17 protein-coding genes are annotated in these 14,016 nt (G+C 43.0%); all 17 read left to right on the top strand.

Annotated features, from left to right (window positions below; genetic code table 11):
* Nucleotides 1-72 precede the first annotated feature (72 nt).
* The 17 genes from hslV (at nucleotide 73) to MKY52_RS20865 (ending at nucleotide 14,011) form a co-directional block, all read left to right on the top strand.
* A complete protein-coding gene (hslV, locus tag MKY52_RS20785) occupies nucleotides 73-615 on the top strand; it encodes an ATP-dependent protease subunit HslV (protein ID WP_042189455.1) in 543 nt (180 codons plus the stop codon).
* A gap of 33 nt (nucleotides 616-648) precedes the next feature.
* Nucleotides 649-2,049, top strand: coding sequence for an ATP-dependent protease ATPase subunit HslU (hslU, locus tag MKY52_RS20790; protein WP_076299246.1), 1,401 nt, complete (start codon nucleotides 649-651; stop codon nucleotides 2,047-2,049).
* A 378-nt stretch (nucleotides 2,050-2,427) separates the two neighbouring features.
* Nucleotides 2,428-2,835 (top strand): flagellar basal body rod protein FlgB, encoded by a 408-nt coding sequence (flgB, locus tag MKY52_RS20795; protein WP_341053171.1) that lies wholly within the window; start codon nucleotides 2,428-2,430, stop codon nucleotides 2,833-2,835.
* Nucleotides 2,836-2,841: 6 nt separating this feature from the next.
* Nucleotides 2,842-3,291, top strand: a complete 450-nt coding sequence (gene flgC, locus MKY52_RS20800) for a flagellar basal body rod protein FlgC (protein WP_042189452.1) — start codon at nucleotides 2,842-2,844, stop codon at nucleotides 3,289-3,291.
* 92 nt (nucleotides 3,292-3,383) lie between these two features.
* Nucleotides 3,384-3,695, top strand: coding sequence for a flagellar hook-basal body complex protein FliE (gene fliE, locus MKY52_RS20805; RefSeq protein WP_042189451.1), 312 nt, complete (start codon nucleotides 3,384-3,386; stop codon nucleotides 3,693-3,695).
* Nucleotides 3,696-3,730: 35 nt separating this feature from the next.
* Nucleotides 3,731-5,317: a flagellar basal-body MS-ring/collar protein FliF gene (gene fliF, locus MKY52_RS20810; protein ID WP_341053173.1), complete on the top strand. Its 1,587-nt coding sequence runs from the start codon at nucleotides 3,731-3,733 to the stop codon at nucleotides 5,315-5,317.
* Between the two features lie 4 nt (nucleotides 5,318-5,321).
* A complete protein-coding gene (gene fliG / locus MKY52_RS20815; protein ID WP_042128934.1) occupies nucleotides 5,322-6,338 on the top strand; it encodes a flagellar motor switch protein FliG in 1,017 nt (338 codons plus the stop codon).
* Entirely contained in the window at nucleotides 6,331-7,179 is an 849-nt protein-coding gene (locus MKY52_RS20820; RefSeq protein WP_042189449.1) for a FliH/SctL family protein, read from the top strand. Before fliG ends, MKY52_RS20820 begins: the two co-directional genes overlap by 8 nt.
* Complete coding sequence (gene fliI, locus MKY52_RS20825; protein WP_042128931.1) at nucleotides 7,160-8,485, top strand: flagellar protein export ATPase FliI; 1,326 nt, start codon at nucleotides 7,160-7,162, stop codon at nucleotides 8,483-8,485. The genes MKY52_RS20820 and fliI overlap by 20 nt, the downstream gene beginning before the upstream one ends.
* A gap of 9 nt (nucleotides 8,486-8,494) precedes the next feature.
* Entirely contained in the window at nucleotides 8,495-8,938 is a 444-nt protein-coding gene (fliJ, locus tag MKY52_RS20830; RefSeq protein WP_076285416.1) for a flagellar export protein FliJ, read from the top strand.
* Between the two features lie 18 nt (nucleotides 8,939-8,956).
* On the top strand, nucleotides 8,957-9,898 hold the full coding sequence (locus tag MKY52_RS20835; protein ID WP_305953480.1) for a MotE family protein: 942 nt from the start codon (nucleotides 8,957-8,959) through the stop codon (nucleotides 9,896-9,898).
* A gap of 25 nt (nucleotides 9,899-9,923) precedes the next feature.
* Nucleotides 9,924-11,399, top strand: a complete 1,476-nt coding sequence (locus MKY52_RS20840) for a flagellar hook-length control protein FliK (protein ID WP_341053174.1) — start codon at nucleotides 9,924-9,926, stop codon at nucleotides 11,397-11,399.
* A 32-nt stretch (nucleotides 11,400-11,431) separates the two neighbouring features.
* The gene (locus tag MKY52_RS20845) at nucleotides 11,432-11,929 is read left to right on the top strand and encodes a flagellar hook capping FlgD N-terminal domain-containing protein (RefSeq protein WP_341053175.1); all 498 of its coding nucleotides are present in this window, start codon (nucleotides 11,432-11,434) and stop codon (nucleotides 11,927-11,929) included.
* On the top strand, nucleotides 11,926-12,312 hold the full coding sequence (locus MKY52_RS20850) for a TIGR02530 family flagellar biosynthesis protein (RefSeq protein WP_341053176.1): 387 nt from the start codon (nucleotides 11,926-11,928) through the stop codon (nucleotides 12,310-12,312). The genes MKY52_RS20845 and MKY52_RS20850 overlap by 4 nt, the downstream gene beginning before the upstream one ends.
* Nucleotides 12,313-12,415: 103 nt before the next feature.
* Nucleotides 12,416-13,234: a flagellar basal body rod protein FlgG gene (flgG, locus tag MKY52_RS20855; RefSeq protein ID WP_341053178.1), complete on the top strand. Its 819-nt coding sequence runs from the start codon at nucleotides 12,416-12,418 to the stop codon at nucleotides 13,232-13,234.
* Between the two features lie 88 nt (nucleotides 13,235-13,322).
* A complete protein-coding gene (locus MKY52_RS20860; protein ID WP_042128923.1) occupies nucleotides 13,323-13,547 on the top strand; it encodes a flagellar FlbD family protein in 225 nt (74 codons plus the stop codon).
* Nucleotides 13,544-14,011, top strand: coding sequence for a flagellar basal body-associated FliL family protein (locus MKY52_RS20865; RefSeq protein WP_042189445.1), 468 nt, complete (start codon nucleotides 13,544-13,546; stop codon nucleotides 14,009-14,011). Before MKY52_RS20860 ends, MKY52_RS20865 begins: the two co-directional genes overlap by 4 nt.
* The last annotated feature ends 5 nt before the right edge of the window (nucleotides 14,012-14,016 follow it).

Genomic DNA, 14,016 nt, shown 5'->3' on the forward strand with positions numbered 1-14,016 from the left:
GGATAATGTATAACGTGAAACGTATACTTCTTATTTTTGAACAAAGCCCATCTTAAGGAGGTAACTACAATCATGGTACCCAGCTTTCATGCGACTACAATTTGTGCTGTAAGACATAACGGACAGGCAGCTATAGCAGGTGATGGTCAGGTTACATTCGGAGAGAGTGTAATTATGAAGACGACGGCCAGAAAAGTTCGTCGCTTATACAGAGGACAAGTAATAGCAGGGTTTGCAGGATCTGTGGCCGATGCTATCACTTTGTTCGAAAAATTCGAAGGCAAGTTGGAGGAGCATCATGGAAACCTGCAACGGGCAGCCGTAGAATTGGCGAAAGACTGGCGTCAAGATCGTATTCTTCGAAAACTTGAGGCATTGATGATTGTGATGGACAAGGAAGGAATGCTCTTGATCTCCGGAAATGGTGAAATTATCGAGCCAGATGATGATGTACTCGCTATTGGTTCCGGTGGTAACTTTGCACTTGCTTCCGGTCGCGCGCTCAAACGTCATGCTCCAAATCTTGCTGCTGCGGATATCGCTCGTGAAGCTCTTCAGATTGCATCAGAAATATGTGTGTATACTAACTCCAATATTATTGTTGAGCAATTATAGGCTCAGTGCCATAGAGACAAGGAGGAATTCACGATGGTGAATCAATCGCTAACACCCCGTCAAATCGTAGCTGAATTGGATAAATATATTGTAGGTCAGAAACAAGCTAAGAAATCGGTAGCTGTTGCCCTTCGTAATCGTTATCGGCGCAGTCTGCTGGCTGAGGAACTGCGTGATGAAGTTGTTCCTAAGAACATCTTGATGATCGGACCTACTGGTGTAGGGAAAACTGAGATTGCTCGGCGTCTAGCTAAGCTCGTTAATGCTCCGTTCATCAAAGTGGAGGCAACCAAATTCACTGAGGTTGGTTATGTAGGGCGAGATGTGGAGTCTATGGTGCGTGATTTAGTTGAGACCTCTATTCGTATGGTGAAGCTAGAGCGTACGGAAAAGGTGAAAGACCGTGCAGAAGAACTGGCTAATGAGCGGATTGTCTCTATTTTAGTGCCCTCGTCTTCAAAAAATAAATCTCAGAAGAATCCTTTTGAGATGATTTTTGGCGGGAACTCTTCACAAGAGGATTCTAAAGAAGATTCCGAACCAGATGGAAGCTTAAGCGAACGCCGTCGCGGGGTTAGATTTAAGCTGCTAGCTGGTCAATTGGAAGAAGATATCATTGAAATAGATGTTGAGGATACAGCGCCATCTATGCTGGATATGTTTGCAGGGCAAGGGAACGACCAGATGGGGATGAATATGCAAGAAATGTTTGGTAGCTTGCTTCCGAAGCGGACGAAGAAGCGCAAGCTTCCTATCCGTGAGGCTCGTAAAGTGCTAATTCAGGATGAAGCAACCAAACTGATTGATATGGATGATGTCATTCAGGAATCTGTGACACGCGCTGAACAATCGGGTATTATTTTTATCGATGAGATTGATAAGGTTGCAAGTCAAGGTAAGGGTTCGGGCCCTGATGTATCACGTGAAGGTGTGCAAAGAGATATCCTTCCAATTGTAGAGGGTTCTACAATCATGACAAAATACGGTCCTGTGAAGACGGACTACGTGCTCTTCATGGCTGCCGGGGCATTTCATGTTGCTAAACCTTCTGATCTGATTCCAGAGCTTCAGGGGCGTTTTCCGATTCGCGTAGAACTAAGCAGTCTGACACTGGAGGATTTTGTTTCCATCTTAACAGAGCCAGAGAACGCTTTGACGAAACAATATGTTAATTTGTTAAAAACCGAGGACATTGAAGTGGAGTTCCAGAAAGATGCTATTTATGAAATTGCCAAAATAGCTGCTTCAGTGAATCAAAATATGGAGAACATAGGTGCTCGGCGACTTCATACCATTTTGGAGAAGTTATTGGAGGATCTTTCTTTTGAAGCTCCTGAACTGACTTTGGACACTATGGTTATTACACCGGAGTATGTGCGTGAGAAATTGGCAAGCATCGCACAGGATCGTGATTTAAGCCAATATATTCTTTAATGCAACAAATCTTATTTATTTGAATTTGGGCATAACGAATTAGAAAATTACAATTCGGTGTCAATAAAAGGTAAATAAATGTAAAAACATGCAATTAAAAAGAAAATTCTGAGTTAAAAAAGGAATAAAATAGCAATAAAGTGTCAAAAGCCCTGTCTTTTCTAAAAAGATAGGGCTTATTTCTTATTGTAATAATATACAAATTAAATGAAAATCAATGTATGCAAAAATACTAATAAGTTATACTTTGCGACAAGGTTCGACGTGAAAATGGATAATTAGAGGATTTTTATACTTTTTTTGTCGAAATCAAGCAGGTTTTTTAAGAGAAGTTGTGGAATTTAATTCATTATGATAGCTTTGAAAGGAGGAATTATCTTGGGATTGCTGAATAGTGTCAGTTTTCAACGATTGCAGGGAGGCATTGATGCTGCCTACAAACGACAAAATGTTCTAGCGAATAATGTGGCTAACGAAGATACGCCAAATTTCAAACGTTCTGATGTTTCATTCGAAAGTTTCCTTCAGCAACAAGAAAGTGGAATAAAATCTACACTTAACGCGAAGGTAACGGACTCCCGACATTTTCAATTTGGTACCAATAGAATTGTACCAGCAGCTGTCGTTAGTACGGATGAAACTACCTCGATGAATAATAACGACAACAATGTGGATGTAGAACGAGAAATGGCGTTAAGTGCTGAGAACCAACTCAGGTATAGTTCTTATGTCGAGCAGATCAACAGTCAAATTTCGATGATGCGAGCTGTAATTCAAGGAGGATAAGATTGCATGAACTTTGGAAGTAGTTTTGGGATAAGTGCATCAGCATTAACAGCTCAACGATTGCGGATGGACGTGATTTCCTCCAACGTGGCCAATGCGGAAACTACAAGAGCATCGGTGGTTGATGGCAAAGCCGTTCCTTACCGTCGAAAGCTTGTTGTTATGGAAGCTACCGAAAGCAATAAGTTCTCGAATATACTAAATTCGAAATTGAACGGTAGTAGTAGTGAAGGTGTAAAGGTGCAGTCCATTATAGAAGATACTTCACCGTTAAAGCCAGTTTACAACCCAAGCCATCCTGATGCGGATGCCGAAGGTTATGTCTATATGCCAAACGTAGATATTACCAAAGAAATGGTAGATATGTTATCTGCATCACGTTCTTATGAAGCCAATGTCACGATGCTGAATGCATCTAAAGCTATGGTGAGTAAAGCACTCGAAATTGGGCGCTAAACGTAATTAACACAAGGAACGCTTCCAAAGTGAGTTTTGTACGAAGTGAATCTAGGAAGCATATGCTTACAAAACTTTTAGGAGGGAAACAGTTGATACAGAATATCACTAATGGGGTTCAAGCTGTACAGCAGCTTGCCATGAAACCAACATCTACCGAAGTTTCATCCACTCCTGCTAATGCCATGGAGAGCTTTGGTTCTTATCTTGAGAATGCACTCACTAAAGTAGCAGATCAGGAACAACAAGCGAAGGATATGAGTAATAAATTTGTATTGGGAGAAGTGAACATAGACGAGGTGATGATTTCTTCCCAACAGGCTTTACTGAGTTTGCAGTTGACTACACAAGTCCGGAACAAAGTGATAGAAGCCTATCAAGAAATTATGAGAACTCAAATTTAATTAATTCCTAGCTTAGTTCCGGATGGGGTGACACTGTGAATGAAAGATTTGCCCAATATCGGGAGAAGGTGACCCTGTATTGGAACAGATTTAGTGGTAAACAGAAGATTTTATTCTTTTCTACATTGTTTATCATTCTAATAATAATCGTAGTATTAACCATGCAGCTTTCAAAGACAGAATATGAAGTAGCGTTTCAAGATTTGGACAGCACAGATTCAGCTGGAGTAATGAACTACTTGGATACAGCAGGTGTTTCATACCGATTAAGCCAAGATGGAAAGAGCATCTCCGTGCCAAGCACAGAAGCGGCTCGAATAAAGGTGGATATCGGTTCTCAGGGGATTGTTCAGGGGGGTTCTATCGGTTATAAGGTCTTTAATGAAAATTCGTCAATGATAGGGACGACAGATAGTGAGTTTAATGTGAAGTATAATAATGCATTAAACGGTGAAGTAGAACAGTTAATGAGACGTATGCAAGGAATTAAGGATGCTAAAGTGCTGATTAATCTGCCTAAAGAAACAGTTTTTGCTTCCCAGGCTGACCAAGAGCAAGCGTCTGCATCCGTTGTGCTTTCATTTAATCCGGGATTCAGACCCACTCAAGATAATATTGATGGGTACTTTAACCTTGTAAAGACGGCTGTTCCAAATCTACCAGTCGATAACATTACGATTGCTAATAATGAAGTCGAGTTAATGCCTACGGCCAAAGGTGGACAAGCTGGAGTTTCCAGCCAAGTCGAAGAGAACTTCGCTCTTCAGAAGAAATTCGAAGAAGAAGTAAAGAAAGATGTGAAACAATTCCTTAGCACTCTTACGGGTCCAGATAAAGTTGATGTTCTTGTATTTTCGAAGCTGAACTTTGACAAGGAAAACCGGAAGGAAAATCTCGTAACCCCTGTGGATACAGAGAGCATGAAGGGGATTGAGATCAGTTCACAAATCATTAGTAATTCGTATTCGGGTCAAGGAAATACAACTGGCGGAGTGGCAGGCACTGGTTCACAAGATGTAGCGGGCTATCCTTCACAAGCCGGTACGGATACTTCTACTTCGGAAGAATCTTCTGAAACGAGGAACTATGAAGTAAACCGAATTACAAAGGATGTTATCGCAAGTCCCTTTACTGTTAAAGATTTAACCATAAATGTTGCAGTTGAACCACCTACAGGACAAAATACTTTGGACGCTGCTACATCAGCAGCAATTCAAAACATTTTGGTGAATATTGTTCGTGCTTCGCTCGCAGATTCAGGTACTACATATACAGACGCTGATTTAACCAAAAAGGTTTCGGTGTATTCTCAACAATTTGGCGGAACCGCTGCTAATACAACACCAGGTGGTCTTGCCACATGGATGTTATGGGCTATCGGAGCAGCTGCATTGCTGGTTGGAGCAGGTGGAGGATATCTAATCTATCGGAGTCGTAAGAAGACTGTGGAAGAGGAAGATGAAGACATTCCATTGCAGGTTCCTACCGAATTTCCATCTATTAATTTGGAAAGTGTGACGAATGACAGTCAAGTTCGTAAGCAATTGGAAAGTTTGGCCAAGAAAAAGCCAGACGAATTCGTAAATCTGCTGCGTACATGGCTTGCAGACGAACAGAGGTGAACTAATGGCAAAGGCTAGTCAGCAGGGGCTTAGTGGCCGTCAAAAGGCCGCGATCCTGCTTATCACACTAGGGCCCGAGGTATCGGCGCAAATATTCAAACATTTAAGAGACGAGGAGATTGAACAATTAACTCTTGAAATTGCCAATGTCCGTAAAGTGGACAGCAGTGAAAAAGAGTCGATCATGTCTGAGTTCCATCAGATATGCCTCGCCCAGGAATATATATCACAAGGCGGTATTAACTACGCCAAAGAGATTCTGGAGAAAGCACTTGGTTCCGCAAAAGCAATGGAGGTCATTAACCGTCTGACTGCGACTTTGCAGGTAAGACCTTTCGATTTTGCACGCAAAGCTGATCCAAACCAGATTTTGAACTTTATTCAGAATGAGAATGTCCAGACTATCGCACTTGTATTGTCTTATCTACAATTCGAACAAGCCGCAGCTATTCTCTCCTCATTACCTCAAGAGAAGCAGGCGGAGGTGGCTAGAAGAATTGCTGTAATGGACAGCACCTCTCCGGAGGTCATTACACAAATTGAACGAGTGCTGGAGCAGAAGCTTTCTGCTACAGTAACTCAGGATTATACAAATGCTGGCGGTATCGAATCAATCGTACAAATCTTGAATGGTGTTGACCGTGGGACAGAGCGCACAATTCTGGATTCTCTCGAAATTCAAGATCCAGAGCTCGCCGAGGAAATCAAGAAGCGGATGTTCGTATTCGAGGATATTGTCAATGTGGATAACCGTTCGATTCAGCGTATTATTCGTGATATTGATAATGCGGACCTGCAGCTTGCCCTTAAGGTTGCAAGCGAAGAAGTACGAGATGTTATTTTCCGGAATATGTCCAAACGTATGGCAGAGACATTCCGAGAAGAAATGGAGTACATGGGTCCTGTGCGGTTGCGTGATGTAGAAGAAGCGCAAACGCGTATTGTAGGTACGATCCGCAGACTCGAAGAGTCTGGAGAAATTATCATCGCTCGTGGCGGAGGAGATGACATCATTGTCTAAGCTGATTAAGCATTCTCAGTATGTTCCAGTTGATGTACTGAAAAGATTGGAGCAGGCCCGGCATTATGCGGGCCTAACTGAGGAGCCCGTTCCAGAGGAGACTGTAAGCGAGACTCACTATCATGATCCCGCTCGTGAAGAGGCTGAAGTGGCACGTAAGCAAATGCTTAAAGACGCCCAAGAATTTGCTGAAGAGCAAGTACGGAATGCCTCTCTTGAAGCGGAACAGATTGTTGAATCCTCAAAAGCGGAGGCTGAAGAGTGGTGGAAAGAGCGGCGTGAGCAGGATGAACATCTGGTCGAGGCCGTCAAAGCCGAGGCTTATCAGCTAGGGTATCAAGAAGGTGTTTCTCAAGCTGAGCAAGAGATGAAGCTCAAAATTGCAGCGATGATGGATGAAGCGCGTGCTGTTTTAACTGAAGCCTATAAGGCAAGGGATGTCATTATTCAGGAAGCTGAGCCTTTCTTGGTTGAGCTAAGCTGTGATATTGCGGAGAAAATTGTGGACAGACAGTTAACGGTTGAGCCGCAGTTTGCAATGGATTTGATTCGGAAGAATCTAGCTCGTAAACGTGAGCAGGGGCTGATTTCACTGTGTGTATCACCTGCGCAGTTCGCTTTCGTAAACGCAGCAAGGGAAGAGTTGTCATTAGCGGTTGACTCGCAGGCTGAACTACAGATCTTGCCTGACTCGACTGTGAAAGATCAAGGTTGTGTAATCCGCTCCTCCTTTGGCAGCATAGATGCCCGAATTGATACTCAGCTTGCAGAAATCAAAAAAGAGCTGGTAAGAATCGCGCTGGACACCGATGAGCAGAGAAATGGGGAAGAAGATGCTTGATAGTAACCGTTATAAGGAGCAACTTCGTAATCTCGATCCGGTGAGGATCAATGGGAAAGTGACGCAGGTTATCGGTCTTATGGTTGAATCGGAAGGACCTGATGCTAGCATTGGTGATGTGTGCTATATCTATCCTTCTAAAGGAAATAAGCCGCTGCAAGCTGAAGTCGTTGGTTTCCGTGACAACAAGGTGCTATTAATGCCACTTGGAGAACTGCAGGCCATTGGACCTGGTTGTGATGTAGTGGGAACAGGCAAGCCGCTTAGTGTTCAGGTGGGTTCAGAATTGCTGGGTAAGGTACTGGATGGTCTAGGGCAACCGCTTGATGGTTCCCTGATCCCAGCTCGAATGCCACATAGTTCGACCTTTAACATTCCGTCCAATCCACTCAATAGACCACGAGTGCAAGAACCTATTAGCATCGGTGTAAGAGCGATAGATGGTTTGCTAACAATTGGTAAAGGTCAGCGGGTGGGGATTTTCGCTGGTTCAGGGGTCGGCAAAAGTACGCTCATGGGAATGATTGCACGTAATACATCAGCAGATGTTAATGTTATCGCTCTGATTGGGGAACGTGGCAGGGAAGTACTGGATTTCATCGAACGCGATTTGGGACCTGAGGGTTTGCAGAGGTCAGTCGTTATTGTCGCTACATCTGATCAGCCTGCATTAATTCGAATTAAGGGAGCACTTATTGCTACTACGATTGCTGAGTATTTTCGGGATCGTGGACTTAATGTGATGCTGATGATGGATTCGGTCACTCGTTATGCTATGGCTCAACGTGAAGTTGGACTTGCAGTCGGAGAACCACCAGCTATGAGAGGTTACACACCATCTGTATTTGCAAGCTTACCTAAACTACTAGAACGCGCTGGAACTGGTCCTACAGGCTCTATCACAGCTTTTTACACTGTATTGGTTGATGGTGATGACATGAATGAGCCGATCGCTGATGCAGTGAGAGGAATACTCGATGGACATATCGTCCTTAACCGAAGTATTGCGAACAAAGGACATTTTCCAGCAATAGATGTGCTTTCCAGCATTAGTCGTGTAATGAAGGATATTGCGCCAGAAGAACAGATCGCTGCTGCAGAGAATGTTAAGCGACTAATGGCCGTGTACAAGGATTCAGAGGATTTAATTAATATCGGAGCGTATCAGAGAGGCTCCAATGCTCAAATTGATGAGTCGATGGAGTATATAGACAGTATATGGGAATTCACCAAACAAAGAGTGAATGAAAAAGTTACGCTGGCTGAAGTTCAACAGTCTTTAATTTCACACTTCTCGAGGAGTTGATTCAGTATCATGAGATTTCATTATACTTTTCAAAAAGTCGTTGACTTGAAGGGCAATGAGAAGACACAGGCAGAATGGATGCTCTCAAGCGCGCTTGGAGAATTGCAGGCACAAGAAAGAAGCCTGGATGAACTCACCTTTCAGCGGAGCGCTATTATGTTATCTTTACAAAATGCCGCAGAACAAAAGGCACCTATGGCGAAGATTCGTGAAATGCAAGAATATGTAGAATACCTGGATATATGCATTGCCCGTAAACATACGGACATTAGAAGTGCACATCAGGAAGTCTTGAAGAAGCAAGATCAGTTAAGCACAAAGGTATTAGATGAAAAAGTATGGTTAAAGGCAAAAGATAAGGCTGAGACACAGTTTCAGCAAAGTATGATTTTACGGGAACAAAACGAACTGGATGAGATGGCAACCGTCCGCTTCGCGATGAAATCCCTCTAACCCGGGAGGTTTCCGCTAGTGGCTAAAATTGATAATGATATGGAACTTGAAAATGAAGGGTCAGCGGGGAAATTTGAGCGGTTCTTATTTCTAATGATACCGATTATCTTCACGCTAGTACTGCTTGGAGTACTGTTGACGCTTTTTAATATGGACATTCGTAATAACGTGCTTGAAGTTGCGAATAAAATTCCGATTCTGGAAAAATGGGTTCCTGATCCGCCAACAGATCCTTCTAAACCGAAGGAAGAAAGCAAAAAGCAGGAAGTGAGCTCAAACTCAACGATTAAGGAGCTCAAAGCTCAGCTTGCCCAGCAGGCAGATGAGTTGAAGAAGGTCACAGATGAAAAAACAGCCCAGGATACCAAAGTTCAGGCGCTAGAGTCGCAAATTGAGGGAATGAAGACGGAAGCTGCTGCAGCTGCTGAAATAAACACGGAGGAAACAGAAGACCCTTATCAGAAGCAGGTTACTGATCTGGCGAAGCTGTACGCGGGCATGAAAGCTTCCAAAGCTGCACCGATTATGGAGAATTTGACTACAGAAGAGATGGTGCAGATATTCAGCGTAATGAATAAAGCGAGTAAAACTGCGATTCTGGAAAAAATGGATCCTCAAAAAGCGGCAGATGTGACGATTAAGTTGAAAGAAACTACCTCTTCGGGTGATATGGCAATTGCTGCTCTTCAATCTAGATTGAAAAAAGAAGCTGGCACTACTCAAACGACTAAAACTAGTACAAATCTGGATAAGGAAAAGTTGAACCAAACCTTTAGTTCAATGACGCCTGCCAATGCAGCTTCTCTACTAGGAGAAATGTATAAGATTAGCCCTGATAAAGTAGTAACGATTATGAATACCGTAAGTGATAGTGTTCGTTCTTCGATTTTGGGGGAAATGACTAAAAATGATAGTGCGCAAACCGCGAAGATTGTTAACCGTTTGATGGGTGCTAAATAAATATTGAAAGGAGGTGAAAAATAATATGAGTTTAGTGGTTCAATCGCTTGTGAGCGCAAATGCTACAGCCGCAAGTGGTAGCTCATCGACTTCTACTGGCACAACAGCTGCTGTACCTTTCGCGCAGACTTTAGTGCAAACTATGGGAGGAAACACAGCTAACACCACATCGGTACCTACTGATCCGCTTCTAGGAAATCTAGCCTCTTTATTGCAAGGTCTTTTAAAGGAAGTGCAGACAACTGGAGAAGATCAAGGGGAACAAGATACGCAGAATTCTGATCTTATCGAGAAGCTAACTGCTGATGTTGAAAATCTGGATGAAAGCATCAATAGCGATCCTGCTGTGCTGGTAGCTTTGCAAGCTTGGCTTCTTCAGGTATCAGCTCTTCTATCAGGAAGTCAAGCGACTGAAGGTGATGCTACATCTGATACGGAGTCGGCAGGAAGCTTGTCGCCGTTAGCTCAGCATGCGGATACACTGCGATTTGCTGTTCAAGATGATTTGCAAAGTTTAGTTACTATGATTCAGGAAGCTGCTGTCAGTGGGAACGAAGAAGCTGCTAGTAAAGGAATAAGCCTGTTAAATAATTTTACAGCAATACTAGAACAGTCCTCCGCTAACACTATTAAGGGAAAGGGAAAGAACTCCAGTTTAAATGAAAATTCTGGTGTATCTGTACAACAACCTATAGTGACTGAAAGCAAAGGTAATACGACGGACAAGACCATTCAAAACCTTAGTAACCGTGCTGGAGAAGCGACTGCAATTAAGAATGAAGCAGTCCTAACTTCCCCTGTGACCTCAGGAGCTGTTCAAGATCCTGAAGCAGAGCTTACCGCTCCATTGATTAAAAGCAGTGCAACTGGAGAAACAAAGCAGGCAGAATCAACTCAAGATTCCACATCAGGAACTACTATCATAGAAGGAGATCATGAGGTTGTAACTGCTGGTCAACTAGCTCTTCGAGGAGGAATTACTGCTCCATTGAAGGCTGAGGTTCCAGTAGCTCCTGTACCCGTTCATCAGTTTGCACAGGAAATGACCGGTTTTATTACAGGTAAATTGGAGATTGTGCAAAAAGGCGGAGTAGCTGAGGCAACGATATCACTCTTTCCAGAAAATCTCGGACAAGTAGATGTTAAGATTACTATGCAAAACGGCCATCTGGTTGCACAGTTTATGACTGAACATTCCGGAGCAAAGGATATGTTGGAACAGCAGATGAACCAGCTTCGAGCAGCATTGCAGTCTCAAGGCCTCCAAGTAGAAAAATTGGAAGTCACACAAAATAATACCCCCCTCAATTCAGGGTGGGGTCAAGAAGGACGCCAACCTGGTTCTGGAAGTGGTCAGCAGGGAAGACGCTCCAAAGAAAGTCGTGAGGAAGCTAATGATGCCATTCTTGCCGCAGAGCTAAATGGTGAATGGAAAGATTGGGTTTCAAACGCAGGGCAAGAAGATGATAATCAAGGGAACTCCTTCTCTGCCAAAGCTTAAACTTATCACAAGTGAAAGAGAGGTGAACGGTTATGACGACAACAACAACTCCTCCTGTTTCTACCAAAGACCAGTGGAATTATACAACTCCTGAATCTACTAAAACAACAGGGAATTCTGTATTGGGTAAGGATCAGTTTTTGAAGATATTGATCACCCAGCTGCAGAATCAAGATCCGATGCAGCCGATGCAAGATAAAGAATTTATTGCTCAAATGGCACAGTTTACATCTGTTGAGCAGCTGATGAATATCTCTACACAGCTTACATCAATGAATCAGTCTCTTGGATCAGTATCCGGCTTGATTGGTAAAGATATCACATGGACGGATACCGCCACAAATCTACCTAAGACAGGGAACGTTGAATCAATCGTTGTCAGCAAGGGGATTCAATATGCGGTTGTGGGGAAAGACAGAATTGCTTTAACCGATATTACACAAATTCAGAATCCCGCAACAACAGAGAATGGTTCTGGTACAGATAATAATACTCCGGAGAATAACGGAGGAAGCGAGGCGACAATATGAGTGACAGGCTGACCATAGGCCAACTGTATCCTGCGTCGTCCCTACATTCCTCAACGTTACAGCGATCTTCGATACCGAAGCAGACTGTGACTGGAGAAGCCTCCTTTGAGAGCGTACTGCAACAGAAGCTACTAAAATTCAGCAATCATGCTGCTAAGCGTCTTGAACAAAGAGGAATTGAACTTGGAAGCAGACAACTGGATCAGATATCTTCTGCTGTGGATAAAGCTGCTGCCAAAGGCAGTAAAGAATCCTTGATATTAATGAAGGACTTGGCATTTATCGTAAGTGTCCCGAATCGTACGGTTGTAACCGCTATGGATGGAAATTCGATTAAAGATAACGTATTTACGCAAATTGATAGTGCAATTGTGATTTCATAACCGGCTGGTCCTAACGGAAAGCCGAGGCGGCCGCTGACCGACTGACGCGGTCCCATTCACTTAGTAAGTTATTAGGACTCTATAATCTGGGAGGACAACACAAATGTTAAGATCTATGTATTCAGGGGTTTCGGGGATGAGAGGCTTTCAGACTAAGCTTGATGTAATCGGTAATAACATTGCCAATGTCAATACAATTGGTTTTAAATCAGGACGGGTTATGTTCAAGGACATTATGAGTCAAACCGTTTCTGGTGTAACTGCTCCTAGTGATGATGGTGCAGGTGGTATGAATGCTAAACAAATCGGACTGGGCGTAAGTATCGCTTCTATCGATACACTCCATTTGTCCGGTAGTGCTCAAACTACTAATAACCCGACAGATTTACGCATTGACGGAGATGGATTTTTCCTAGTAAAGCTATCAGGAGATCAAGAAACACCTTTCTTGACTCGTGCAGGAGATTTTCATGTAGATGCTGCACGTAATCTTGTAACTTCTGACGGACTTCATGTGCTAGATTCCGATGGTGGACCCATTCAACTGGGTGATGATGTAACAGCATTCTCCATTTCCAATGATGGAACGATTGTTCAGACCATGTCGGATGGAACGACTGAAGCAGGTGTGAAGATCGGTGTAGCTAAGGTTACTAATCCATCTGGGTTAGAGAAAATTGGTGGCAATCTATACCGTATGTCACTTAATGCGAATGCAGAAGGTGAGCTTGTTCCTACAGTAGCAAATGATACTGAAACTGGAACAGGCGCTATCATTTCTGGTCAACTCGAAATGTCCAATGTGGATCTTACGAATGAATTTACAGAAATGATCGTATCGCAACGTGGATTCCAGGCGAACTCCCGTATCATTACGACTTCTGATGAAGTGCTGCAGGAAGTAGTTAACCTGAAGCGTTAATTTTATCAATAATTAAATATCTTTTTAAAGATTAACGCGGAGTCGTGGGGGAGGTACCCCTCCCCCTATTTTTGTTAGGAGGCCTGTTATGATATCGGTAACGAGATTAAATGGAACACCGATGTGGATCAATGCCCTACTGGTAGAAATGGTAGAAGAAAGCCCGGATACATATATTACGCTAGTAACCGGAAAAAGACTGATCGTGCTTGAAAAAGCTGATGAAGTTATTACGAAGATCCGGGATTATAACAGGGACATAGGCACATATGCTGCCACCATTAAAGTCCAGTCAATGGAGGAGCTAACATGAAGAAGATGCTGCCATGGTTACTTACGATTTTACTTGCGATTACACTTATCGTGATCGCCGCATTTTTATTAATGGACAAGATCTTTCCGAAAGATTCGAATGATGTAAATGCTGCGGTTCAAAGTGTGGAAACCAAGTATTTAACTGCAGATGAAATCGTCGAATTAACGGCAGAGATCAAAGATATCAAAACAAATCTTGCTGATCCCGATTATATCGTTCAAATAGATTTCGCCTTCCAACTGAATTCTGCGAAATCAAAGGAAGCATTCGAAAAAATAAAAGAGATCAAAATCAAACCGATTATTATCAAAACGCTTGCAGATACCAAACCTGAGGAGCTTAATGGAGCAAATGGCAAAGACCAGCTTAGCAGCAAGCTTGTTAATCTGATCAATAAGACATTGACCGAAGGCAAAATCACTCAGATCGAAGTCACCAAATACCTTTTGGCTTCTATGTAGCTTCA

Source organism: Paenibacillus sp. FSL P4-0184 (genome assembly GCF_038004625.1).
Taxonomy (GTDB): Bacteria; Bacillota; Bacilli; order Paenibacillales; family Paenibacillaceae; genus Paenibacillus_AQ.

Excerpts from the sequence above, each read along its gene's own strand:
- hslV (WP_042189455.1), top strand. The coding sequence starts at position 73 with ATGGTACCCAGCTTTCATGCGACTACAATTTGTGCTGTAAGACATAAC.
- hslU (WP_076299246.1), top strand. The coding sequence starts at position 649 with ATGGTGAATCAATCGCTAACACCCCGTCAAATCGTAGCTGAATTGGAT.
- flgC (WP_042189452.1), top strand. The coding sequence starts at position 2,842 with ATGAACTTTGGAAGTAGTTTTGGGATAAGTGCATCAGCATTAACAGCT.
- fliG (WP_042128934.1), top strand. The coding sequence starts at position 5,322 with ATGGCAAAGGCTAGTCAGCAGGGGCTTAGTGGCCGTCAAAAGGCCGCG.
- fliI (WP_042128931.1), top strand. The coding sequence starts at position 7,160 with ATGGGGAAGAAGATGCTTGATAGTAACCGTTATAAGGAGCAACTTCGT.
- fliJ (WP_076285416.1), top strand. The coding sequence starts at position 8,495 with ATGAGATTTCATTATACTTTTCAAAAAGTCGTTGACTTGAAGGGCAAT.
- MKY52_RS20840 (WP_341053174.1), top strand. The coding sequence starts at position 9,924 with ATGAGTTTAGTGGTTCAATCGCTTGTGAGCGCAAATGCTACAGCCGCA.
- MKY52_RS20845 (WP_341053175.1), top strand. The coding sequence starts at position 11,432 with ATGACGACAACAACAACTCCTCCTGTTTCTACCAAAGACCAGTGGAAT.
- MKY52_RS20850 (WP_341053176.1), top strand. The coding sequence starts at position 11,926 with ATGAGTGACAGGCTGACCATAGGCCAACTGTATCCTGCGTCGTCCCTA.
- flgG (WP_341053178.1), top strand. The coding sequence starts at position 12,416 with ATGTTAAGATCTATGTATTCAGGGGTTTCGGGGATGAGAGGCTTTCAG.
- MKY52_RS20860 (WP_042128923.1), top strand. The coding sequence starts at position 13,323 with ATGATATCGGTAACGAGATTAAATGGAACACCGATGTGGATCAATGCC.
- MKY52_RS20865 (WP_042189445.1), top strand. The coding sequence starts at position 13,544 with ATGAAGAAGATGCTGCCATGGTTACTTACGATTTTACTTGCGATTACA.